At 55.3% G+C, this 23,899-nt stretch carries 24 protein-coding genes and 1 tRNA gene; 8 read left to right on the top strand and 17 right to left on the bottom strand.

Features of this window, described 5'->3' with window-relative positions; all coding sequences use genetic code 11:
* Positions 1 to 21: 21 nt before the first annotated feature.
* The 5 genes from UF64_RS06030 to UF64_RS06010 all read right to left on the bottom strand — a co-directional run bounded on the left by UF64_RS06030 (position 22) and on the right by UF64_RS06010 (position 4,089).
* Complete coding sequence (locus tag UF64_RS06030) at positions 22 to 1,158, bottom strand: homogentisate 1,2-dioxygenase (RefSeq protein WP_044828185.1); 1,137 nt, start codon at positions 1,156 to 1,158, stop codon at positions 22 to 24.
* Between the two features lie 171 nt (positions 1,159 to 1,329).
* Positions 1,330 to 1,406, bottom strand: a tRNA-Arg gene (locus UF64_RS06025).
* A 159-nt stretch (positions 1,407 to 1,565) separates the two neighbouring features.
* Positions 1,566 to 1,967 (bottom strand): acyloxyacyl hydrolase, encoded by a 402-nt coding sequence (locus tag UF64_RS06020; RefSeq protein ID WP_235284977.1) that lies wholly within the window; start codon positions 1,965 to 1,967, stop codon positions 1,566 to 1,568.
* Positions 1,968 to 2,178: 211 nt separating this feature from the next.
* Entirely contained in the window at positions 2,179 to 3,135 is a 957-nt protein-coding gene (pip, locus tag UF64_RS06015) for a prolyl aminopeptidase (protein ID WP_044827723.1), read from the bottom strand.
* 93 nt (positions 3,136 to 3,228) lie between these two features.
* Positions 3,229 to 4,089 (bottom strand): hypothetical protein, encoded by an 861-nt coding sequence (locus UF64_RS06010; RefSeq protein WP_044827722.1) that lies wholly within the window; start codon positions 4,087 to 4,089, stop codon positions 3,229 to 3,231.
* Between the two features lie 160 nt (positions 4,090 to 4,249).
* Between UF64_RS06010 and UF64_RS06005 the strand changes: the two genes are divergently transcribed.
* Complete coding sequence (locus UF64_RS06005; RefSeq protein ID WP_044827721.1) at positions 4,250 to 5,728, top strand: M48 family metalloprotease; 1,479 nt, start codon at positions 4,250 to 4,252, stop codon at positions 5,726 to 5,728.
* Positions 5,729 to 5,831: 103 nt separating this feature from the next.
* Here the strand turns inward: UF64_RS06005 and UF64_RS06000 are convergent, their stop codons facing one another.
* The 3 genes from UF64_RS06000 to fdxA all read right to left on the bottom strand — a co-directional run bounded on the left by UF64_RS06000 (position 5,832) and on the right by fdxA (position 7,876).
* Complete coding sequence (locus UF64_RS06000; protein WP_044827720.1) at positions 5,832 to 6,635, bottom strand: hypothetical protein; 804 nt, start codon at positions 6,633 to 6,635, stop codon at positions 5,832 to 5,834.
* A gap of 93 nt (positions 6,636 to 6,728) precedes the next feature.
* Positions 6,729 to 7,229, bottom strand: coding sequence for a CarD family transcriptional regulator (locus UF64_RS05995; RefSeq protein ID WP_044827719.1), 501 nt, complete (start codon positions 7,227 to 7,229; stop codon positions 6,729 to 6,731).
* 311 nt (positions 7,230 to 7,540) lie between these two features.
* Positions 7,541 to 7,876, bottom strand: coding sequence for a ferredoxin FdxA (gene fdxA, locus UF64_RS05990; RefSeq protein ID WP_044827718.1), 336 nt, complete (start codon positions 7,874 to 7,876; stop codon positions 7,541 to 7,543).
* Positions 7,877 to 8,249: 373 nt separating this feature from the next.
* On the opposite strand from fdxA, the gene UF64_RS05985 reads away from it, so the two are divergent.
* From UF64_RS05985 to UF64_RS05965, 5 genes are all read left to right on the top strand, one after another.
* Positions 8,250 to 10,676: a bifunctional diguanylate cyclase/phosphodiesterase gene (locus tag UF64_RS05985; protein WP_044828184.1), complete on the top strand. Its 2,427-nt coding sequence runs from the start codon at positions 8,250 to 8,252 to the stop codon at positions 10,674 to 10,676.
* 61 nt (positions 10,677 to 10,737) lie between these two features.
* Entirely contained in the window at positions 10,738 to 11,112 is a 375-nt protein-coding gene (locus tag UF64_RS05980) for a response regulator transcription factor (protein ID WP_044827717.1), read from the top strand.
* Positions 11,109 to 11,732, top strand: coding sequence for a chemotaxis protein CheC (locus UF64_RS05975; protein WP_044827716.1), 624 nt, complete (start codon positions 11,109 to 11,111; stop codon positions 11,730 to 11,732). The genes UF64_RS05980 and UF64_RS05975 overlap by 4 nt, the downstream gene beginning before the upstream one ends.
* A gap of 12 nt (positions 11,733 to 11,744) precedes the next feature.
* Entirely contained in the window at positions 11,745 to 13,364 is a 1,620-nt protein-coding gene (locus tag UF64_RS05970) for an ATP-binding protein (protein ID WP_044827715.1), read from the top strand.
* A gap of 38 nt (positions 13,365 to 13,402) precedes the next feature.
* Positions 13,403 to 13,786, top strand: coding sequence for a MerR family DNA-binding transcriptional regulator (locus tag UF64_RS05965; RefSeq protein WP_044827714.1), 384 nt, complete (start codon positions 13,403 to 13,405; stop codon positions 13,784 to 13,786).
* Here UF64_RS05965 and UF64_RS05960 read toward each other — a convergent pair.
* A complete protein-coding gene (locus tag UF64_RS05960) occupies positions 13,783 to 14,187 on the bottom strand; it encodes a YbaN family protein (RefSeq protein ID WP_044827713.1) in 405 nt (134 codons plus the stop codon). The genes UF64_RS05965 and UF64_RS05960 overlap by 4 nt on opposite strands.
* A 168-nt stretch (positions 14,188 to 14,355) precedes the next feature.
* On the opposite strand from UF64_RS05960, the gene arfB reads away from it, so the two are divergent.
* Positions 14,356 to 14,772: an alternative ribosome rescue aminoacyl-tRNA hydrolase ArfB gene (arfB, locus tag UF64_RS05955; protein WP_044827712.1), complete on the top strand. Its 417-nt coding sequence runs from the start codon at positions 14,356 to 14,358 to the stop codon at positions 14,770 to 14,772.
* 46 nt (positions 14,773 to 14,818) lie between these two features.
* Positions 14,819 to 15,601 (top strand): acyl-[acyl-carrier-protein] thioesterase, encoded by a 783-nt coding sequence (locus UF64_RS05950; protein WP_044827711.1) that lies wholly within the window; start codon positions 14,819 to 14,821, stop codon positions 15,599 to 15,601.
* A gap of 2 nt (positions 15,602 to 15,603) precedes the next feature.
* Here the strand turns inward: UF64_RS05950 and UF64_RS05945 are convergent, their stop codons facing one another.
* The 8 genes from UF64_RS05945 to UF64_RS05910 form a co-directional block, all read right to left on the bottom strand.
* Positions 15,604 to 16,227 carry a ribonuclease HII gene (locus tag UF64_RS05945; protein WP_044827710.1) on the bottom strand — a complete coding sequence of 208 codons (624 nt, stop codon included), beginning with the start codon at positions 16,225 to 16,227 and terminating at the stop codon, positions 15,604 to 15,606.
* A gap of 146 nt (positions 16,228 to 16,373) precedes the next feature.
* Positions 16,374 to 16,778, bottom strand: coding sequence for a Na+/H+ antiporter subunit G (locus UF64_RS05940; RefSeq protein ID WP_044827709.1), 405 nt, complete (start codon positions 16,776 to 16,778; stop codon positions 16,374 to 16,376).
* 12 nt (positions 16,779 to 16,790) lie between these two features.
* Positions 16,791 to 17,060 carry a K+/H+ antiporter subunit F gene (locus UF64_RS05935; RefSeq protein ID WP_044827708.1) on the bottom strand — a complete coding sequence of 90 codons (270 nt, stop codon included), beginning with the start codon at positions 17,058 to 17,060 and terminating at the stop codon, positions 16,791 to 16,793.
* Complete coding sequence (locus tag UF64_RS05930) at positions 17,057 to 17,548, bottom strand: Na+/H+ antiporter subunit E (RefSeq protein WP_044827707.1); 492 nt, start codon at positions 17,546 to 17,548, stop codon at positions 17,057 to 17,059. Before UF64_RS05930 ends, UF64_RS05935 begins: the two co-directional genes overlap by 4 nt.
* Positions 17,549 to 17,567: 19 nt before the next feature.
* On the bottom strand, positions 17,568 to 19,100 hold the full coding sequence (locus UF64_RS05925) for a monovalent cation/H+ antiporter subunit D (protein WP_044827706.1): 1,533 nt from the start codon (positions 19,098 to 19,100) through the stop codon (positions 17,568 to 17,570).
* Entirely contained in the window at positions 19,100 to 19,456 is a 357-nt protein-coding gene (locus UF64_RS05920) for a Na+/H+ antiporter subunit C (protein WP_044827705.1), read from the bottom strand. The genes UF64_RS05925 and UF64_RS05920 overlap by 1 nt, the downstream gene beginning before the upstream one ends.
* Position 19,457: 1 nt before the next feature.
* Positions 19,458 to 22,322 carry a monovalent cation/H+ antiporter subunit A gene (locus tag UF64_RS05915; RefSeq protein WP_044827704.1) on the bottom strand — a complete coding sequence of 955 codons (2,865 nt, stop codon included), beginning with the start codon at positions 22,320 to 22,322 and terminating at the stop codon, positions 19,458 to 19,460.
* A 184-nt stretch (positions 22,323 to 22,506) separates the two neighbouring features.
* Positions 22,507 to 23,682, bottom strand: coding sequence for an MFS transporter (locus UF64_RS05910; protein WP_044827703.1), 1,176 nt, complete (start codon positions 23,680 to 23,682; stop codon positions 22,507 to 22,509).
* Positions 23,683 to 23,899: the final 217 nt, after the last annotated feature.

Genomic DNA, 23,899 nt, shown 5'->3' with positions numbered 1-23,899 from the left:
TCACCGAAAGACAGCAAGTGCTTATAGTGTTTCTTCGGCCTTTTCCCACGTTTTTACGTAGGCCTTCCATTCCGCACCATCAGGGATCGATTCATCAACATTCAAAAACGCTCGACTATCGATCATGACCGCCACTTCATCGGTTTCCACCGGCGCCTTGACCATTTTGCTCTGATAGGCGCTTGGATGCGGGCCATGCGGGAAACCACTGGGGTGGAATGTTGCCATTCCGGCCTTTATTTCCCCACGGCTAAAGAATTCGCCACGATGGTAAAAGATGAACTCATCGGCATCTTCGTTGGAATGATAAAACGGCACGCGCATGATGCCTGACGCACCCTCGCCCACCTTGGGGATAAAGGTGCTGACGGAAAAGGTTTCCGTAACAAAAGTGCAGGACGCTGCCGGCGGCGTTCTTTGCCCACTTGATCGATGCTTGGCAAGGTCGCGCCAATTCACTTTCACCACACAAAGATCCCCTTCCCAGCCAACCGCATCAAGCGGATTGAACGGATAGGTCAGGGTTGATACCTGCCCGCAGCGTTTAATGTGGATTTCCCAGAATGCATCATCCTGCTGGGCGATGAAGGCATCATCAATTCGGGGCAAGGTAAACAGCATGGGATTAACCGCCGCCTCACCGCCAAGCGATACGCCGGGCAGCTTGAAGGCATCTGCGGTTGCCTCGATCATCATGAATTCGGATATCTCCGATGGTTCGATCCGCCAGGACGTGCCGCGCGGCAGCAGGATATAATCCCCGTCGCGATAGGATAAATGCCCGTAATCGCAAAACAGGGCACCGGCCCCGTTATGAACAAAGATCAGGGTATCGCCATCGGCATTGCGCGCAAGTGCGTGCATCTTGCTTTCGGTTTTCCAGAACCGCATTTCCATGCTGTCATTATGAAGAACCCGGCGCGCCTGAAGCGGACAGGCCGGTCCGGCGGAAAGCTTGGCCAGCGAAAAGGCGCGCGGTCGCAACGGACCTTCAAACGTCGCCCAGCCTGCTGGTGGGTGGCGATGATAAATTTGCGCTGCTGGTCCCTGAAAACCGGCGCGTCCAACTTCGCGCTGATAGGTTTTCTGATCGCCCTGCGCATCCGGGCGCGACACACATTGGCCTTCGCTGTTCGGAAGCCTGATCCAGTTCGTCATTTTATCCTCCCAGACCGGTTCTATGGGGAGGCTGACAGACAGCATCGCGTGCAAGCCCCCTTTCTAGCGATATGAGAAAGAAGCACTTGTTTTTCAAGCAAGACGGAACATCGGCACAACAAGCCGACAACCGTGATAATGAGCTGGAAAACCGCAAAGGGAGGTGAGATATGGTGCGCCCGACAGGATTCGAACCTGTGGCCCCCAGATTAGGAATCTGGTGCTCTATCCTGCTGAGCTACGGGCGCACTGCCAAAAGGCAGCATTCCATTAGCAGCAAAACCGGCGGCGATCAATCCGCGAGGGCACGGATATTGCCACCTTTCCCGGCCAAACTTGTCCCCAAATGCAAATCAGCCGAGGATGCGATCACCCTCGGCTGATGGAAATCTTTGATGTTGATTGCCTTAGTCGAACAGGCGCTCAATCGGGAAGGAATATGTCAGAGACAGAATTTCCGTACCCGGGTTCTCGTCGCCGATGCTGGCGTTCGAGATGTGCGAGATGCCAAGGCTGAGGCGTTCGTGGCTGTCAAAGCGGAAGCCAAGCTCGAGACCGGAACGGAATTCGATCCAGTGACCAAGGTCTTCGCCATTGCCCTGATGGTATGCACCAACCGAGGTATAGACGCTGGAAACGAAGTGATCGCCCCACAGAACGTCAACTGCAAGACCGCCATAGCCGTGAACCGCACCTTCGGAGGTCACCATCACACCGCCGATCGGGCGGGTGACGTCAAACATCGCGTGCTGAGCGCGGTAGTTCAGACGAAACTCGGCTGCTTCTTCATCCTGAGTGATGTCGACCATACCGGTCGAAAATTCAAGCAGTCCGGAATCGTTATCATTTCCAAGAATTTGCTGCGCATGCGCCGTGCTTCCAAAAGCGAACAGAACGCAAACTGCGAGCAGCTTCCCCAAAACCAACTTCATTAACCAAGTCCCCACTAGATCAATCGGTGCGCTATACTAGCCGATAGGTTTTCAAACTCAACAACACAATGCTGATTGTCTGTTAATTTTACACGAACTTTTTGCCATCAAACCGGTTTGTTGCCCGCACCAGTTCGCGGATGATGCCTGGCTCACTGGCAGCATGTCCGGCATCATCGACAATCACCAGCTCCGACTCTTCCCACGCATTATGAAGCGTAAGGGCCGAAACCGGCGGACACACGACGTCATAACGCCCCTGAACAATAACGACCGGCGCATGCGAAATGCGACCGACGTTTTTGATCAGCTGGTCTTCTTCAAGGAAGCAGCGATGCACAAAGTAATGATGTTCAAGCTTGGCCAACGCCAATGCGATCTGATCACCTTCAAACTGTTCGACCAGCCCGTCATCGGGCAGGAGCGTGCAGCATGTTGCTTCATAGGCTGACCAAACCCGCGCGGCGTCAATCGCGGCATCCTCGCCGTCCTTGCCTGCGAAAATCTCGGCATAGCGATCGAGCAGTTTCTGATAGCCCGGATTGTCCGTAAAGCCGGCAGTATCAAGGAAGCGGCGCACTGCCTCGGGGAAGAAACGCCCCATGCCTTCCATGAACCATTGGATTTCTGACGTCGTGCCAAGAAAAATACCACGCAGGACAAAGCCCGTAACCCGTTCCGGGCAAGCCTGCCCATAAGCCAGCGCAAGTGTCGATCCCCAAGACCCGCCAAACACCAGCCAGCGTTCAATCCCGCGCGCTTCGCGCAGGGCTTCGATATCGCCGATCAAATGATCGGTGGTGTTGTTTTCAAGGCTGCCGAACGGTCGTGATTTCCCCGCCCCGCGCTGATCAAGCAGGATTACGCGATACTTTTCGGGATCGAAGAAACGACGGCTGTTGGGGGAAATGCCCGCACCCGGGCCGCCATGCAGGAAGATCACTGGCAACCCGTCAGGATTACCGACTTCTTCCCAGTAAATCTCATGACCATCTTCACGAGATAGCCAACCCGACTGATGGGGCGAAATTTCGGGATAGAGCACGCGAAGGACCTCTTTGTTTAGTTGCCAATATATCTGTTTGGCCGGTGGTGGCGCGGACAACAAGTCTCACGAACAATGGCCTGAGAACAAGTCCTATTGCACCCCTTCACCAAGGGAAAGGCATAACCAGAACGGGTTATCGAGCGTGATGTATGGCCCACCGCGATTTTCAATCACGCCTCGCACCCGAACTTTTTGCCCGACCCAAGTATCGAGAACGCCCTGAAAATCACCGCCTTGCGCAAAGCTATCCCGCAGGGTCGCATCCAGCGCGATGGTGAAATCCTCACGCCAATTCGATCCGAAATTAAGGTAGCTGCGCCATTCCTGATGCTCGATGCTTCTGATCGTGCCATCAATCACAGCGAAGCGGCCAATTGCATTGCTGGCCGTCGGCGAATCTCCATCCGCCGCGTCATCAGCAACAACGTAATAGGCTGTTTCCGCACCTTGATCGGACCACATGCCAGACTTGCTCTGGATTGCCGTGTCCTCAATCCCGATCAGGTGCGATATGTCCTGCCCGGTTTCAGGAACAAGCATTGCCAGACCGGCAGCCAGAAGTACTTCGCGCCAGTCGCCCACAACGGGATCGTTAATAAGAACTGGTGTTCGGCCTAGGAAATCGGCTTGCTCGGAAAGCGGCATAATTGACACCTTGTTTGCACGCGCCCGCTCCAACCACGCCCTTGCCGCATCCTCAACACCCGGCACAAACCCTAGATCCGCAAGCCGAAATGATTTACCCGGAAGATCAGATACCGAAAACGCATCAACCGCATCAATGTTGAGCTGCACATCACGCCAAACCGGTGTCGGGCGGCTTGCCAAGTCCGTTTGCGTGTCAGCGGTTGCGATGATGTCTGTTCCACACCTCCAATCGGCGGCCATTGCGGGCAAATTTACGGCGCAAAGGGCGGCACCAAACAGCATCACCGCACCTTTCTGGCGCATCAATGTCGCTCCAGCCCAAAAATCTCCCCATTTTTGATGCTTTATCGGGTCTTGCGAAAAGATTGAATGATCCGAAAACACGCGCTACCAATTCCCGGTGGGTTTTGCTGGAACAATACCGGGCAGCTTACGCGGCCAAAGGACACGAGGAAAGATATCAATGGGCTGGCTGAATTTCCGATCACATAAACATCTTGCCGGTGTGCTTACAGCGATTGCGCTCAGCACAGCTGTTGCCGGCTGTTCGACCAACCGGGCTACCGGTGAGGACAGCTTTACAGCCTTCATGTCGCCCGAGCAGGAAAAACAGATCGGTTCGCAGGAACATCCGAAAATGGTCAAGGAATTCGGTGGTCAATACACCGAACAGGACCTGCAGACCTATGTGACCGAAGTCGGTGAAAAGCTTGTCGCGGTCTCGGAAACCCCGAACGAGAAATTCACCTTCACAGTCCTAGACTCCCCGGTCGTCAACGCCTTTGCCTTGCCCGGCGGCTATGTCTATATCACCCGTGGCCTGGCGGCCCTTGCCACCAACGAGGCAGAGCTGGCCGGCGTCCTGGCGCATGAGATTGGCCACGTCGTTGCCCGTCACTCTGCCCAGCGCTATAGCCGTGGCGTCCTGACGCAAATTTTGGCGGGCGGCCTTGCTGTTGCCATCGGCAATGGTGCGGGCGATCTGATCGGAACCGGGGCGAACGCCTATCTCAAATCCTTCTCGCGCGAGCATGAATTCGAAGCCGACATGCTTGGCATTCGCTATATCACGCGCGCCGGGTATGATCCGGACGCCATGGCGACCTTCCTTGAGAAGCTGCGCGCCCATTCGCGACTGCAGGCCAAACTGGCCGGGCGATCCCCGGATGATGTCGACCAGTATGATTTCATGGCGACCCACCCGCGCACGCTCGATCGTATCGAACAGGCCCATCAAAGTGCCAATGTAACTGCGGTTGCCAATCCGGAACGTGGTACTGTGCGCTATATGACGGCAATTGATGGTATTCTTTATGGCGACGGTCCGGATCAGGGCTATGTCCGCGGGCAGGAGTTTGTCCATGTGCCGCTCGATTTCCGTTTTGAAGTACCCGACGGCTTTAACATGACCAACCAGCCAACCGCGGTGATCGCCCAGGATGGCAAAGGGACGCAGATCATTTTTGAAGGCGCACCGGGTGCCAAGGACGTTCGCCTTGATCACTATCTGCAGAACGGCTTTTCCAAACAGATCGCCATTCGCAATATCGAGATGCTCGATATCGAAGGTCAGGAAGCAGCGACCGGCACTGCCGATATTTCACTACGATCCGGTCCGGCGCGCCTGCGCGTGGTTGTGATCCGCCATGGCAGTTCGGCTTATCAGTTCCTGTTTGTCACACCGCTTGATCAGGCCGATAGCTATAACCTGCCGCTGCGTCGCACGACCTATAGCTTCCGCCCGCTGACCGACCGTGAAAAGCAGATTTATACCCCGCTTCGCATCAAGGTGCGCGCGGTGAACCCGGAATACAGCCTCCAGACATTCATTGATGACATGGAAGTCGACAAGGCACCGGCAGACGTCTTTGCCACGATCAATGGTCTTGGCAGTGGCCAGCCCCCTGCCGTCGGATCGCTGGTCAAGGTGGTACGTCACTAAGGTCATCACCTGACAATCTCCCGATACAACAAAAGGCAGCATGAAAATGCTGCCTTTTCTTTTGGGACTTCACCGGGCCAGATCAAAGCTGGCCAACACCAAGTCAGTCGCCGGTGATCTGCTCGATGATGGCTCCTTGTCCATCAAGGGCCACCGCAATCAATTGGCCACCACGGCCAGCCCCGCCATCAAGCGACAGGGTAAATTCGCGCTCCTGCAGACCGACCTGTCCCTGTGACGCACCGCGCACAATGCGCGCGCAATCGTAGTAGCGTTCGGTGATGGCCTCAAACATCGACCCGCCCCACCAGAATGTATCGGTCTGGCCGGTTAGCGGCCGCGAGCCATCCAGTCCCGTGTGGACAAAGATCAAGCGCCCGTCTGTTGAATAGGCCGCGTGTTTCAGGTCAGACAGCAATGCGTTATGGCCGCTATGGCGTCGCACGGCATCGCCAAATGTCGATGTCCATTGTGAAATCGCATGTGCGCCCTGATGCATGGTTCTTTGTACATTGGCCGGATCAAAGCCGTAGGCACGGACCGTTCCGGCGATGCCACGTGTCAGCATCCAGTCAAAGACTTCACCGGGGTTCGGGGCAAACTGGATTTGCTGTAACTTCGACAGCATTTCTTCAGCCGCCCCACGCAGGAAGGCGATATCGGTGATATCAACACCGTCCATGGCAATGAAGAAACGACGGAACAGCAGCAACTCGTTGACGGCCGCAACCACGTTTTCAGCGGTGCCTTCACCCCAATAATTGCCAAGATAGACAAGCCTGTCGCCCGGTTTGATGCGCTGCGCAAGTTTCTGATGAACAGAACGCAGTGCGTCTCGGTCGCCATTGATTGCGCCGACGACCCAGATTCGCTCAGCCGGCTTGATTGGCGCCAGAACTGTACTCATCGCTGTAACCTGCCAAAAAACAAAAATAAAACCGGCCCAAGAGTACCTTGCGGGCCGGTTTTTATAAATAGGTGTCTAAAGGCGCCTTCGCAATCAGGCGGCCTTATGCAAAAGCTTTTCAAGCTTGCCAGACGCCTTGTCCTTGTCGATTTTTTCAATCGCGGCAAGCTCGTCTACAAGGCGCTCAAACGCAGCTTCGTAAATCTGACGTTCAGAGAACGACTGTTCCGGCTGGGTCGCACTACGGTGAAGGTCGCGAACGACTTCCGCAATCGATACCGGATCGCCGGAATTGATCTTTGCTTCGTATTCCTGCGCACGGCGCGACCACATGGTGCGCTTGACGCGTGCACGGCCCTTAAGGGTTACGAGCGCAGAATCCATCTGCTTTTTCGAGGACAGCTTGCGCAGACCAGAGTTGCCCACCTTGTTCACCGGCACGCGCAAGGTCATGCGGCTGGAGTCAAAGGTAATTACATAAAGGCGCAATTCCTGCCCCGCGATTTCCTGGGTTTCCAGGCCATCAACACAGCCAACGCCATGCGCGGGGTAAACAACGTAATCGCCAACAGCAAACGGCAACTTATCCGACATCAAGCATCCTTCCGGCCCAATCAGGCCTGGTCATTCAACTGCAACACTACAGAACCAGCGACGCAAAGAGCTGCACGCGACCAAGCTTTTTGGCAAAGTCGCGGTTCAGACAGGAATTTCAAATACGGAAATCCGACATTTCGGAATGAGCCTGTCGAGCCCTTAGCGCGAATTGTGAACAATAACACAACACGTCATCAGTTTACAGGGATTTTCCCTACAAGCTGTTCAAGGCAGCCATGCGCAAAACCCACTGGCAAAGGCCAGTGGGTTGAAAATCGCATGGAATATCCGGGGGTTAGTCCGAAAAATCAGTCGCCCGCACCCGGGGCTTCGGACAGCATTTCGGTCTTGCCCGATTTACCGTTCCATTCGTCCGCATCGGCCGGCGCATCGCCCTTGCGGGTAATATTTGGCCAGACTTCTGCAAATTTCCGGTTGATTTCCAACCAGTTGTCCAGATTCGGCTCGGTATCGGGAATAATCGCTTCGGCGGGGCATTCCGGTTCGCAAACACCGCAATCAATGCATTCGTCAGGGTGAATCACCAGGAAGTTTTCACCTTCATAGAAGCAATCGACGGGGCAAACCTCGACGCAGTCCTGATACTTACACTTGATGCAGTTTTCCGTCACCACATAGGTCATGGTGTAACTCCGTACAGGTTGCGGGCCAGATTGCGGCTGCACCCGCTTTCGGCCATTCTCTCTCGGGAATTGGGTTATCACGCACAGCAGTTGTGTGCAACTCCAATAAAACCCTAATTTTTTGCGTAGTATTCTATCTGCATGACACGGCTGCGATACACGAAGTCAAAAACGGATCGGCCCGATCCCGCTGCAATGCAGCGCAGACCATACAGATTTCTTGCCGCTTTTCCAGTTCCTAAATCCCGCTGAGAATTGCTTTTGAACCAACAAACCCATAATCTGCTGCGCAAGGGATAGAACACAAGAATCTGCGGGGATCGAATTGCCAGAAAAAGGCCTTGATCAACAACGGCTTAGATGGCGGGATCGCTTGTCTGTCAAACAGGCAAGGATTGCGGTCGGGCTCACTTTGCTGATTGGCCTGATGTTTAGCGGCATTCAGATTGTCTGGGATCTGCGCGAAGAACAGAACCTGATTGACCGCACCGTGAACCAGGTTCTGACAACTTTGCGCGAATCTGCCACCCAGGCAGCATACGGTCTTGATGAAACCCTGGCCGCCCGTGTCGTGTCCGGATTGTTCGAATATGAACCAGTCTACGAGGCCGAGCTTCGCGACAATTTCAACAATGTTCTGGCAAGCAAAGCCGAACAACCCATCAGCTCAAACCGCACATTCCTGACCCAGATCATGTTCGGGGAGAACCAGGAATATGAAATCGCCCTCACCACAGACGGACCAAACGGATTGGTCGGTCATCTGAGTGTGAAGATCGATACCGACCTGATTGCGGATGGCTTTCTGAACCGCGCATCACGCATTTTATTGTCCGGCATCCTGCGCAACCTTTTGCTGGGGCTGGTTCTGGTGGCGTTTTTCTATACCACACTGACCAAGCCGCTTCTGGGCATTGCCAGCCAATTGCGCAAGATCGATCCAGAAAAGCCCGACTCTACGGCGATTGACATCCCGCCCCATCATGCGCGCAACGAACTGGGCCTGATCCTGCACACCACGCGTGGATTGATGGAACGGGTGACATCAACACTCGACCGCTTGCTTGAAAGCCAACAAAAAGTTCGCGAACGCGAAAGCCGGCTGAGCGCGATCATGGAAAATGCGGCTGACGGCATCCTGACCATCACGCCGATCGGCCGGATTATCGAATGCAACGCGGCGACCAAGGAAATCCTAGGTCTGATGCGCGATGAAACGCCCAAAGGCCGGACATTGCATGAATTCCTCCTGCCGCGTGCCGTGCCGCTTCTTGAACACAGCCTTGAAGAACTCGCGAACCAACCCGCCGGCACGCAGACTGCCGAGAAGCGCTTTACCCTGCCCATCGTGCGCGCCGATCAGAGGGAAATCGATGTGTCGATTGCCCTGCGCCTGATCCCCGACAGCGCAACACCGCTAATGACGGCTGTGCTTAACGACATCACAGTTCGCAAACGGTATGAAGAACAACTGGTCTATATGGCCAACCACGACACGCTGACCAACCTGCCCAACCGCAGCATGTTGGAGCGCAGCCTGTCGGATGCCTTACTGGCCCATAAGGACGAGACAAAGGGACGCAGTGGCGCCACCGCGATCCTGTTTATCGACCTTGACCGGTTCAAGGTGATCAATGACAGCCTTGGCCACAATGTCGGTGACCTGTTGCTCAAGGCCGTGGCACTCCGGCTGCAACGTGTCATCGGGCGACAGGAGATTGTCGGGCGACTGGGCGGTGACGAATTCCTGATCATTATCCCCGATCTCAAGGAAACACAGGAAGCCGTAATCCTGTCGCAAGCGGTCCTTGAAGCCCTGTCACCAGCCTTTGACATCAAGGGGCGCGTTCTGTTTGTCACTCCATCCATCGGCATCGCGCTTTATCCATCGGACGGTGAAGATTTCCCGGCTCTGATGCGCAATGCCGACACAGCGATGTACAGTGCAAAATCAAGTGGCGGCGGCACCTATCACTTCTTTACCAAGACCATGAATGAAAGCGCGATGGCGCGGCTTGTGATCGAAAACGACCTGCGCGAGGCATTGGTAAAGGATCAGTTTGAACTGCATTACCAGCCCAAGGTTGATCTTCGCACCAATCAGGTCTGTGGCCTTGAAGCCCTGATCCGCTGGAATCAGCCCGGTCGGGGATATATTTCCCCGATGCAGTTCATTCCGGTGGCCGAGGAAACTGGCCTGATCGGCAGGATCGGTGAATGGGTACTCCGCGAAGTCTGCCGCCAGATTTCCGACTGGGACGCGCAATCGCTTCCCGCCATGCCGATTGCGGTCAACCTGTCCCCCAGACAATTGATCGAAGGCCATATTACCGAAACCGTTTCGCGTATCCTGACGGAAACCGGCACACCGGCCGCGCGTATTGTGCTTGAAGTCACCGAAACGGCGATGATGCAAGACATCAAGAAGTCCGCGACCATTCTCGATGAGCTCCGTCATCTGGGCCTTAAGATCGCGGTTGATGATTTTGGCACCGGCTATTCGTCGCTGGCCTATCTTAAGCGCCTACCGATCAACAGCATCAAGATTGATCGTTCCTTTGTGCGCGATGTCACGATTGATACCGACGACGCGGCCATCACACGCACTATCATCGCCATGGGCCACAACCTTGGCCTCAAGGTCGTTGCCGAAGGCGTCGAAACCAATGAACAGATGCAGTTCCTGCGCGAATGTAACTGTGACGAGGTCCAGGGCTTCCTGTTTGCAACACCACTGCCGCCCGAAGAAATTGTCGCCTTCATTCAACGACCGACTGTCGAGATTGAAAATGAACTCTAGCCCCGCCACGCCCGTTGCCCTGACAACGGGTTTGGCATAGCCCTGCACAATCGAGAAGAAGATGCCAAACAACAAATCCGTTTTGCTCGTTGATGACAGCAAGTTTGCCCGTCTGCTGGTAAAGACTTTCATTTCCAGCAATTTCACAGATTGGGAAATCGACGAGGCCGAAGACGCCGCCAAGGCGCTTGAGATGGTCGATACCAAGACCTATGACTACATGCTGGTTGATTTCAACATGCCCGGCATGGATGGCCTTGAGCTCGGCGGGAAATTACGCGAACGCTTCCCCGGGGCTGTAATCGCGCTGCTGACTGCCAATATTCAACAGGAAATCCAGAACAAGGCCGAAAGCCTTGGACTTGATTTCATTCCGAAACCCCCGACCGAAGAGAAAATTCGCGACTACATCATGTCGCGGGAAGCTGCCCAATGATCGAACTCACCGAACTTGAACATGATACAATCAGTGAACTGATCAATATTGGTGTCGGACGTGCGGCGTCATCGCTTTCGGAAATGGTTGAACAGCCGGTCGAACTGACGGTACCGGCCATCTCGTTTGTAGAACGTTTTGCCGACAGCGAACTTGCCAACGCCCCGACCGAGGTTGTTTCTGCTGTCAGCCAAAGTTTCCACGGTCCGTTCACCGGGGAGGCCATGCTGGTCTTTCCCGAGGTGCGCAGTCTGGAGCTTGTCCGAAGCCTGCTTAAGGTCGATGTACCACTTGATTCGCTGACCGACCTTGAACAGGAAGCATTGATGGAGGTTGGCAACATCATCCTCAATGCCTGCCTTGGCAGTATTTCAAATGTGCTGGGCGAGCCGATCAATTGCTCCATGCCGACGTTTCGCAAACGTGAAACCCGTGCCCTGCTCGACGAAGACGCGACACAAGGCAATGCAGGCGCCCATCCCGTTCTGATGATTTTGCATGTACAATTCATGCTGCGTCAGAACGATATTGATGGCTATGTCCTGTTTGTTATGGATCTTGAATCCATCCAGATGTTGCGTGAACTGGTTCGTCGTTTTCTGGCCAACTCCCTTGGATAACCGGTGAGGTGAATGACAAAGTCGCAATCCGATAGCGCAAAACAACCGCAATCCTTTGATCTGAACCGTGATAGCGATGCTGCCGATCTTTTCGCAGCCCTGCTTGATACGGCAGACACGGGATTGATTGCGCTTGCCCCGGACGGCACGATTTGTCACTGGAACCAGTGGATGCAAAGCCGGTCTGGCAAGGATCCCGAACAGGTTCTTGGCAAATCACTGCATGATGTATTCCCCGACACAAAGCTTGGCCGTGTCAGTCTGGCGATTGAAGATTGCCTGAAATTCGGGATGCCTGCGGTCATCTCGCCGTCTCTTAATCAGGGCGCCCTGCCGCTGCGCCCCCTGCCGCAGTTTGCCGCCAGTTTTGATCGTATGGAGCAATCGATCCGCGTCCACCCGATCAAGACCAAACGCAATGGCACGCTCTGCTCATTGATCATTCGCGATGTAACGCTTGCCGTGCAGCGCGACCGGTTACTGCGCCAACAGGCGGCAGAGCTAGCCGATCTTGTCACCCAATCCAAACGCAGCGAAGGCCGCACCCGCGCCATCCTGCAAAACACCATTGATGCCATTCTTGTCGCATCAGATGATGGTAGCATCGAACCATTGAATGCGCGCGCGCAGGAACTCTGTGGACCTACCGGCGATCCGGAACTGCGCAATATCATTCGTTTCCTGCTGCCCGATAGCGAACATACGCCGCTGACCCCGCCACCACCCAACCGGCTTCTGACCGATCTTGGCACCGGCGTGATCGAGGTGCTGGCATCAACCCTTAGCGGTCGCAATGTGCCGCTTGAAGTCGCGATCAGCCACTTTTCCGCGGATCAGCGCTATCACTACATCATCACACTGCGCGATATTTCCCAACGCAAGCGCCACGAACGCGAAATCCAGCGCACGATGCAGGAACTGGAGCGCTCCAACGCGGAGCTCGAACAGTTCGCCTACGCCGCCTCGCATGACTTGCAGGAACCGCTGCGCATGGTTTCAAGCTATACCCAGCTGCTTGCACGGCGCTATCAGGGGCAGTTGGACGAAACCGCTGACGAGTTCATCCATTATGCGGTTGATGGCACCCAGCGCATGCAGCGCATGATCGATGACCTTCTGACCCTGTCGCGCGTTGGCCGCCACGGCAAACCGTTCAATCCGGTACCGCTTGATAGCCTGTTTGATGCCATCGTCACCAACTTCCGACGTGCCGGATCGGCCCCGGAAGGCAACATCATCCGCGATGGCGTCTTGCCGACCGTGATGGGCGACGCCAGCCAGCTGTTACTGTTGTTCCAGAACCTTGTGTCGAACGGCCTTAAATACAGCGATCCCAAGAATGGGCAGGTGCGTATCTTTGCCTCGGAAACGCCGGACAGTTACCGGATTTTCGTTGCCGATAACGGGATTGGCATCGACCCGCAATATCACGAAACGATCTTCGAGATTTTCAAACGTCTGCATGGATATGGCGATTATGCCGGTACGGGTATCGGCCTTGCTATCTGTAAAAAGATCGTCGATCGCCATGGCGGAAGCATTGATGTCACCAGCAAACCCGGCGAAGGCAGTACCTTCTGTGTTGAGCTGCCAAAAGAATTGTCGATTGTCGCGACTGGCGAAAGCATGTAGCCTGCAGTTTACGTAAGCGTAAAGATGATCGAGCCACCATGAACGACAGCTATACCATCACCGACCTTGCCCGCGAATTTGAAGTTACCACCCGAACCATCCGGTTTTACGAGGATCAGGAACTGATTTCGCCCGAACGGCAAGGTCAGACCCGCATTTATAGCCAGCGTGACCGTGTGCGCCTGCGCCTAATCATGCGCGGCAAGCGGCTTGGATTTTCACTCAAGGAAATCCGCGATCTTCTCGATCTTTATGACGGGGACCGCAGCGAGATCACCCAGCTGACCACACTGGTCGACAAGGTCAATCAACGGCGTGACACCCTGCGCAAGCAGCGCGAAGACATTGATGCAACGCTTGATGAACTCGATAAGCTCGAAGAGACCTGCCAGGAAGAACTGTCCCGCAAGAAGGCGGGCTAGGCCCCCGGGTTAGTCGGATTTTGCACCTTCGCCAACCGGGCCTCTGATGGCCGTGACAGAATAAAACAGCTGACCGGGATCGCGACCAGAAGCTGGATCATCACCACCCAACGGTTCTCGATCAGCACCAGAGATGCTGTAATCACCACCAGAAACGCCACCATCGCAAGCGCCTTGGCCCGGCGGTTGATCACGCCATATTCATTCCACTGACGGATCGAGGTTCCGAAACGCGGGTGATTGCATATCCAGTCATGCAGGCGCGGCGATCCCTTGGCAAACAGCCATGCCGCCAACAGCATGAACGGTGTCGTCGGCAAAAGCGGCAGGAAAATGCCAATCACACCAAGACCAACAGAAAGCCACCCAAGGGCCAGATAGATATGCGAGACGCGCAGCATTGATTTCCTGTTTACAGTCAGTCTCAGCCCTGACAGGTTAGATGAGAGCCTATTGCAATAGGCTCTGCGTAATGTAGGCATAGAAATACGTAAATTCAATCAATAGCCGACCATTGCACTCAGTTAATTTATCACCTTGAAACGCATCAAAAATCCGTTCGGTTTGCCATGCTTGAAATTGAAAATGGCCTCTATCTCGATGAACGCCATCTGACCTTTCAGTTTGTCCGTGCCTCTGGCCCGGGCGGGCAGAACGTGAACAAGGTATCCAGTGCCGTTCAGATGCGTGTGCGCATTGATGACCTGACCGAATTGCCGCTGCGCGTGCGTAATCGCCTGCGTGAACTAGCCGGTAGCAAGCTGACCAATGACGGTGAAATCATCTTTGACGCCCAGCGCCACCGCACCCAGGAACGCAACAAGCAGGATGCTATTGAGCGGTTTCTGGCCCTTCTGCGCAAGGCCGCCGAGCGCAAGAAATACCGTGTAAAAACCCGGCCCAGCCTGTCAGCCAAACGCAAACGCGTTGATTCCAAAAAGAAGCGTGGCGACACCAAAAAGATGCGCCAGAAACCGTCATACTGATCTCACCAACCACCACTGCCGGTCTTCCCCACATATAGGCCCCACCATGACCATTGACTGGACCCACATTTCAAAAGCCGAACTTCCCGCCAATTGCGGGTGGAAAGGAACCTATCGCGTTCGCTATTCCGAGATCGGCGACAATGGCAGGGTCATGATGTCGGCACTCGCAGATTACATGCAGGATGCCGCGGGTTGGGGCGCACGCATTCTGAAACTGGCCTATGACGACACGGTTGATCAGGGGATCGCATGGGTCCTTGCGCGCATGGTCATTCACATGCGCGACTATCCCGGCAACGGCGAGGATATTCTGGTTGAAACCTGGCCGTCGGGTGTTTCGCGTCGGGTCGCAACGCGTGACTTTCGCCTGACCAACAGCAAGGGCGAGGTGATCGGTGTTGCGCAAAGTTTCTGGGTGATGTTTGACCTCACCACCCGCCGGGCAGCCCAATGGCCCGACTGGATCGAGGAACGCCTGCCCGATCCGCCCGGCCCCAAATTGATCGAACCTGCTTTGCGACCGGCCTTTACCAAGGATCCTTTGCCGACGGTTGATAACATCAAAGCGCGCCCGTCTGATCTGGACCTTTATGGGCATGTCAATAATGTGCGCTTGATGCAGTGGGTCATGGGGGTTGCCGGCCCGAAGGGTCGCCCGGACTTTCATCCCGAAAGCCTTGATATTCAGTTCCGCACCGAATGCCGCGTGCATGAACGGGTTGCCATTCGCCACAAGGATGGCTTTGCCGCCATCACCCGCGAGGAAGATGGCACCGATCTTGTACGGGCCCATATCGTGCCGGTTAACCAGATGGCCGTGGCTTAGGCTCAGCGACCAGCCATCATCGCCTCAAACAGATCAGCAATCGGCTTGAAGCTTTTGCGATGATGGGCCGTGGGGCCAACCTCGCCCAATCCGGCTATGTGTTTTTTAACGCCATAACCTGCATTGCCCTCCCAACCAAAGAATGGATAGCGCACCGCGAGGCGCGCCATGGCGCGGTCACGCACCACCTTGGCAACAACGGAGGCCGCGGCAATCGATAGCGATTTGCTATCGCCCTTCACCACCGTCTCGACCGCACAGGGCAAACCGGGATCACGGTTACCATCAACCAGTGCCTGATCGGGCACGCTATTGAGGCGATCCACAGCACGGCGCATCGCGACATATGTCGCCTGCAGGATATTGATCTGGTCAATCTCGCGCACCGATGCGGCACCAATACCGACCTCGGCACAGCTCATAATGACCTCATAGAGCCGGTCACGTTTCTTTGCCGACAGCTTTTTGGAATCATTGAGTTCAGCCACCAGTTCGGCTGGCAGGCTTTCATCCCGGGGCAGGATAACGGCGGCAGCGACCACTGGACCCGCCAACGGCCCACGACCGACCTCATCGATCCCGGCAATTCGACCGTGATACTGATCTTCGATGGCAAAATCCGGCATGGTGGTCTCTGTTCCGTCTCTCTCTGCCTTTCGTCATAGCAAGCGCTTCTGTCGCAGGCAACACGCCACCATCAAACAAAAAACGGCACCGGTTTCCCGGTGCCGTTTAAAACTTCAAAGGTGAGACCTCAAAGGTCGTTCCCCTTTCAGGTTTCCTTTTCCTGATACTCCTCGCTGGGATCGTATCCCTCGGCCCCGATCGGATCAAACGTCGACCAGCCTTCGTCCTGGTTGCTCGGCGGCAGTTCCGTATTCGGATCCACATTCAGCAGCATATAGGCCTTGGCAATCAGGTTGGCTGTGATCGGCGCAGTCAGGAAAATGAACAGCGTGATCAGCAATTCATGGATGGTGAAGCTTCCGCGTTCCACCCAGAAAAACAGCATCGAGGCAATCAGCGCCCCGCCAAGCCCGACAGTACTTGCCTTGGTCGGCGCATGCAGACGTGTCAGAAGATCACGCAGCTTGAGCATCCCGAACGACCCAACCAACAGGAATATCCCGCTGATCACGATCAGAAGCGAGATGATGAGTTCAACAACAAACGGCATCTTATCGCTCCCTTATTCGATGATGTCGCCGCGCAAGACGAACTTGCAATAGGCAACAGTTGAAACAAAGCCGAACATCGCAAACAGCAGTGCACCTTCAAAATACATCGCTGTTCCCTGCCCGATCCCGAAAAGCACCAGAAGCGCAATGGCATTGATCGCCATCGTGTCGACGGCCAGAACCCGGTCAGCTGTGGTGGGCCCCGCCGTCAGGCGATACAGGTTCATCAACAGCGCAAGTCCGACGCAGATGAAGCCGAAATTCAGTGCATATTCGATCATTCGAAGATCTCCTTCAGACGGCGTTCGTAACGGTCCTTGATGTCATCCACCACGCCCTGCGCATCGGGCGCATGCAGGCAGTGAACCAAAAGACTTTTGGCATCGGCACTAAGGTCAATCGTCACCGTACCGGGCGTCATGGTGATGGTGCCGGCAAGGGTCGTGATCGCCTCGGTCGAGGTCAGATCAAGCGGGACAACAACACACTTGGACTCAAGGCTTTCGGTTTTGCGGAACAGGATCAGGCCGGCAACGATAACGTTAGCAACAAGAATGTCCCACATCACGATAAGTACATACTCACAAATCGCATAGACATTACGAATGCGCGGACGTCCCGGCCAGAAACTCGACGTGATCAACGGAATGACGATCGCAAGGATAAGGCCAAAGATCACGGCACCAGCCGAAATCTCGTTCACCAGAAAGACCCAGACGACCAGAAGCGAAAGTGTCAGAAGCGGATGAGGCAGATAACGTTTCATCATGATGATCCTGTCCTTCCCCTTACTGGCCAATCTGTGCAAAGGCATTTTCGCCCAGCACCGCTTCGATATATTGCGACGTATCAAACAGCTGTGCCGATACACCTTGCAGATAGTCGCTGATCGGTCCGGCAAAGATCGTAAGCGCGATCAAGGCCGCCAACATGCTGCAAGCTGCCACAATCGGCAGAACCGGCCATTGCGCACCTTCAACCGTGATCTCGCCATCGACCGAGGCACTCTTCCAGAACAGAACACTGCCCGCCCGGCCAAAGCCGACGATACACATAAGCGACGTCACCAGAATGATCGACCAGATCCAGACCATGGCATCACTGTCGCGTGCCGCATCAAGGATCTGCAACTTACCGATAAAGCCACTAAGCGGCGGCATCCCGGCCATCCCGATAGCACCGATAAAGAACAGCACCGCAAGGAAGCCCAACTGATGGAACTTCGGCGCGGTATTCAGGCTGTCGCCATACTGACCACGACGTGAAACCACCAGATCCGCAATCAGGAAGAGGGCTGCCGCCGAGAAGGTCGAATGCAGCAGATAATAAAGACCGGCCGAAATGCTTTCAGGCGTGAACAGCCCAAACGCAATCAACAAGGTCCCCATCGATCCGATCACGGAAAACGCAATCAGGCTGTTAAGGCGTTTTGCCGCCAGAACCCCGGTCATGCCCAGCACCAGCGTAATCAGGGCGGCGGGCAGGATATAGGGCGCTGCCAACCATGCCATGTCACCGGCCGTATCACCGAAGGCCAGCGAATAAACACGCAGAACAGAATAGGCCCCGACCTTGGTCATGATCGCAAACAATGCTGCCACCGGTGCCGGTGCATTGGCATACGTTCCTGGCAGCCAGAAGTGAACCGGAACCAAAGCCGCCTTCACACAGAACACCAGAAGCAGGATAAGCGCACCTGCACGCAGCAGGGCTGCATCACCAGATGCCACCTTGGTCACCTGAATGGCAAGATCGGCCATGTTCAGCGTCCCGGTGACGGAATAGATCATGCCGACACCAATCAGGAACAGGGACGAACCCGTCAGGTTGATGACGACATATTGCATGCCCGCCTTCAGTCGGTCGGCACCTGCGCCATGCAGCATCAAGCCATAGGACGCGATCAGCAGAACTTCGAAGAAGACAAACAGGTTAAAGACGTCACCGGTCAGGAACGCACCATTGACCCCCATCAGCTGGAACTGGAACAGGGCATGGAAATGCTTGCCGCGCTGATCCCATTCGCTTGACGCGAACAGGACAACACCAAGGCCCAGAAGCGATGTCAGGAACACCATCATCGCTGACAGGCGATCAAGTACCAGCACAATGCCAAACGGTGCCGGCCAGTCCGACAACGCATACATTTCCGGGCCATTTCCGCTGGCAAAGATCAGAAGCGACAGCGTGACCGCCACAAGGGCAACCGTCGCTGTAATCGAAAATACGCGCTGCAGGATAATGTCGTGACGTACCGCCAGAACAATCAGGGCGGCCATCACGGCGGGCAGCACTATGGGAACAACAATCCAGTCACCCATCAGTTTTTATCTCCTGCTTCGGATGGCTCACCAACCGGGCGACCGTCAACATGGTCATTGCCGATTTCAAGATAAGCCCTGATCGCAAGAACCACGATCAGAGCGGTCATGCCGAATGAAATCACAATCGCCGTCAGGACAAGTGCCTGGGGCAACGGATCGGTATATTCGGTCACGCCATCACGAAGGATCGGCGGCATATTGATGGTCAAACGGCCCATCGCGAAAAGGAAAACGTTCACGGCATAGGACAACAAAGCCAACCCGATCACTGCCGGGAAGGTCCGCCCGCGCAGCAACAGATAGGTGCCACACGTTGTCAGAAGCCCGATACTACTTGCGACAAGAAATTCCATATCAGGCCTCCTTTTCCGGCGTTGCCACCGGTGCAGACGGATCGTGATCCATCGGCTCGGCATTTATGTCGACATGTTCTGCCATGCGTTCGATCTGCGAAAGCTTGGCAAGAGCCAGCATCACAGCCCCGACCACGGTCAGGAACACGCCAAGGTCAAAGCCCATGGCAGATGCCAGTTCGAACTCGCCAACGATGGGCAGATGAACATGGGTAAAGCCACTGGTCAGGAACGGAAGCCCCGCAACCCAGGCCGAAGCCCCGGTGATTGCCGCGGCAATCACACCAAGACCGATCATGCCGTGATAATTCACCTTCATGCGGTTCTGGGCCCAGCCAAAGCCGGATGCCATATACTGCATGATAAGTGCGACCGACACGACCAGACCGGCGATAAAGCCACCGCCCGGCTCGTTATGACCCCGCAGGAAGATGTAAACACCTACCATAAGTGACAACGGCAACATCACGCGGGTCGCAACAACCATCATCATCGGATGGCGGTTCGGCGAACGACGACGTTCAACCACCCAATCGGCAAGACGCCGTGCGGCATCGCCCTTGGTGACCGTTTCAACCAGTGCAAAGATCGAAAGCGCTGCGATACCAAGCACGATGATCTCGCCAAAGGTATCAAAGCCACGGAAGTCAACGAGGATGACGTTCACAACGTTGGTGCCGCCACCTTCGATCTTCGAGTTCGCCAGATGATAGGACGAGATCGAATTGGGCAGATCACGTGTCATGATTGCCCAGATCGCCCCGCCAACACCAAGACCGGCCGCGATGGAAACAATACCGTCGCGCATCTTGCGTCCCGGCAGGCTTTCCTTCGGCGTTTCCTTTGGCAGGATGTTAAGCGCCAGCAACATCAGAATGACTGTTACAACCTCGACCGAAATCTGCGTCAGCGCAAGGTCCGGTGCAGACAGATAGATAAAGCCAAGCGATACGATCAGGCCAACGACACCGACCAGAAGCAGGGTCAGCAAACGGTTGTGATGCAGGAACACAGATGCGACACAGGTCACCATCAACAGCAACCAGCCAATCGCTGCAGGCGGGGAAACTTCAAGAAGCTCACGCGTTCCCGACTGGAAGTCCGGCTTGGCATAGAAGCCCGAAAGACCGATACCAATCGCACCAATCACCATGATCGCAAGGTAACGCTGCAACGATCCGTTATGCAGGTTGTCCGAAACCAGGCGGCTTACCGCGACGGCCTTGGCAATTCCGCAATCAAACATCGCCTTGGCATCCGGACGCGACAGGTTGGCCGTTGCCGACATCAGGCCACCATGGCGCATCAGCAACAGCGAACCACCAATCAGCGCAATCACACTCATGCCAAGGGCCGGGGTCAGACCATGCCAAAGCGACAGGTGATATTCCGGCAACTCACCACCGGTAACAGCACCCGCGGTCGCAGCCACCAACGGCCCTGCGATGGTTGCCGGGAACAGACCGATCAGAACAACCAGAATGGTCAGCAAGGCGGGCGGTGCCCACATGCCAAACGGCGGGTCATGCGGATGATGCGGAAGGTTTTCATCGCGCGGCTTGCCCAGCCAGACATGGAAGATAAACCGGAAGGAGTAAGCCACCGAGAACAGGGCACCAACAGTCGCCAGAAGCGGCAGCACCCAGTTCTGATCAAGCCACATGGTGTGCCATGCTTCTTCAAGCATCATTTCCTTGGAAATGAACCCGTTGAACGGAATGACACCCGCCATCGAGGCCGCGGTAATAATCCCGATGGTGCCTGCAATCGGCATAAGATTCAGCAAACCGCCAAAGCGACGAATGTCACGGGTCCCGGTTTCATGATCGATGATACCGGCCGTCATAAACAGCGCTGCCTTGAAGGTCGCATGGTTGATGATGTGGAAGACACCGGCAACAGCGGCCATCGGCGTTCCGAAACCAAGCAGCATGGTCACAAGACCAAGATGACTGACCGTGGAAAAGGCCAGAAGCCCCTTAAGGTCATGCTTGAAGATCGCAATCCATGCGCCAAGCACCATGGTCACAAGACCGGCTGTCGCAACGATATAGAACCATTCCGGCGTGCCCGAAAGAACCGGCCACATGCGGGCCATCAGGAAGATGCCCGCCTTCACCATTGTCGCCGAGTGCAGATAGGCCGAAACCGGTGTCGGTGCCGCCATCGCGTGCGGCAGCCAGAAGTGGAACGGGAACTGTGCGGATTTGGTAAAGCAGCCCAGCAGGATCAGGATCAATGCGGGCAGATACATCGGCGATGCCTGGATCAGATCGGCGTTCTGCAGGATGACGGTCAGATCATAGGACCCGACAATATCACCAAGGATCAGCATCCCGGCGATCATCGCCAAACCACCAGCACCCGTCACGGCAAGCGCCATGCGCGCCCCCTGACGACCAGCCGGAAGATGTTTCCAATACCCGATCAACAGGAACGAGGACAGCGACGTCAGTTCCCAGAAAATCAGCAGCAGCAGAATGTTATCTGACAGAACGATGCCGACCATGGCCCCCTGGAACAGAAGCAGGAACACATAGAACCTGCCCATCGGATCGTCCTTGGAAAGATAGAACCGCGCATAGATGATAATCAGCAAGCCGATGCCAAGGATCAGGGTCGCAAACAGCAAGCCCAGCCCATCAAGGAAGAAGGTCACATTCAGACCCAGTTCCGGCAGCCAATTATAACTGACCTGAAATACCTCGCCGGCAATGACCGCCGGGGCCTTTGCCATCAGCAGGATCAGGGCAAGCAGCGTGACAGAACCGGTCGCTGTGGCACATGCATTGCGCCCGGCCCTGATCATTATGGCGGGTAAGACCGCCCCAATGAAGGGAAGCAAAACAATGAGGGTGAGACTCATGAAAGACCCTTATTTTTGGATAGTCGCCGCATCGCCCCCAAAACGCGAGGCAGCAAGAAAATTCCGCCAGAAAGTAATATTAGTACAGTTAATGGTCAAGAAAACCCAAACAGCGCAGCTTTTTAGCTTGCAGCTGTCAAGTGAAGACGATCACGCGAAATTACAACCTTGCACGGTCAAAAAGTCACTTTCTGCCACCGGCAAGCTGTTTTGCTTCTGGCATCATGCGCAATCGAACCATGGCAATCGTGCCCAAAACCGGGCCTGCCGCCAGCATGGCAAATGCGCCCCACCAACCAGCCTGATCGGCAATCACCGGCACCAGATGGATCGAAACAAGGGCAATCAGGAACCCGATGGCATTTTGCATCGTCAGTGCTGTTCCGACCTGATGTGGATCGGCGAGCTCAATCACACAGGATGAAAACTGCGCAGAGTCTGCGACAACCGAAATTCCCCAGACAATACAAATCACAAGAAGCACCACAAACGATGCATCGGCCAAGCTACCGGCAATCAGCGCACAGGCACCGCTGACCACCATGGCGGCAATCGTCACTGTCGTGCGCCCGATCCGGTCTGCGTAATAACCACCAGCCAAAGAGCCGAACGCGCCGACACCCACAATGGCAAAGGTCGAAAGGGCGGACCAGACACCGGGATTATCAACCATGCGATCGGAAAAGGCGCCATACAGGAACAAACCGATCCAGCCCCACATGGCATAAAGCTCCCACATGTGACCGAAATAGCCATAGCAAGCATGACGCAACGCCTTGTTCGACCAGATCTTACCCACCATCCTTGGATCAAAGCGCGGCGACCGTCCCGGTGTACCACCCAGATGCACGAACAGGATGGCAATGGCAGCGAAATAGGCGGTGAGACTGGCGGTGATGATCACATACCGCCAATCAAGCGGTACCGCGACCGCAAACAGATGCGGCATGGCCGACCCCATGGTCAGCGCCCCGACCAGAAGCCCGACCAAAAAGCCGGTATCACCCCGCGACCAGGTCGCGACCATCTTCATGCCGATGGGATAAATCCCCGCCATGCAGACGCCCGTGATCAGGCGCAGCAGGATCACCACAACACCATCAATCGGAACCACAAGGATCAGGATATTGGCCGTCGCGGCAATGATCGCCGATGCCGCCCAGAAGCACCGGGGTTCGATACGGTCTGCCAGGCCAAGGATCGCGCTGCAGACAGTTCCCAGAACAAAGCCCAGCAAGACCGCACTGGTAAACAGCGATGACTGCAACGCCCCGATACCAAATTCACTGCGCAATTGCGGCAGCACAGCCGTTGCAGAAAACCACAAGGCAAGCGCCATCAATTGGCAAATTGTGATCATGGAAACGGCAAAAGTCTTGCCCGTGCGCACCGTTTTCTCCCGGGTTAGCTGGCTTGTTCTTGGTGGACTGTATTCTGGTCCACGATGGCCGCCATCATAACCAACCACCGCCGAAATCCCACGACTGTTTGAAAACCTTCAAAACAAAAAGAAATGCCGCCGGTCGAAACCGGACGGCATCAAGTTTCCCGAGCGGGAATGAAACGTTAAGTCAGTT

It is taken from the genome of Thalassospira sp. HJ, from assembly GCF_000948415.1.
Lineage (GTDB): Bacteria > Pseudomonadota > Alphaproteobacteria > Rhodospirillales > Thalassospiraceae > Thalassospira.
This window is presented reverse-complemented; position numbering and strand designations above follow the sequence as displayed.